At 71.5% G+C, this 383-nt stretch carries 1 protein-coding gene; it reads right to left on the reverse strand.

Translation table 11 applies throughout. From position 1 onward, the window contains the following. Positions 1–383, reverse strand: a 383-nt coding sequence (locus AC0IYH_RS29765; protein ID WP_471837675.1) for a histidinol dehydrogenase, incomplete at both ends; no start/stop codon positions are given.

The raw sequence follows: 383 nt of genomic DNA on the forward strand, positions 1-383 counted from the left end.
CTGCGCCTCCACCGCCGCGGCAACCCTGTCGGCGAAGGCGACGTCGTCGGCGAACAGGATCGACTGCGTCGTCACGTCGTGTTCGGCCTGGCTGAGCAGGTCGGCGGCGATCCATTCGGGGTCGTTCGCACCATCGGCGACGACGACGATCTCCGACGGTCCGGCGACCATGTCGATGCCGACGACGCCGTAGAGCTGGCGCTTGGCCTCCGCGACCCAGGCGTTGCCGGGGCCGGTCACCACGTCCACCGGCGCGATCGGCCCGGCACCATAGGCGAGCGCGGCGACGCCCTGCGCACCGCCGACGCGGAACACCTCGTCCACGCCCGACAGATGCGCGGCGGCGAGGACCAGCGGATTGACCTCTCCATTCGGGGTCGGAG

Source organism: Pseudomonas sp. AC463 (genome assembly GCF_979253585.1).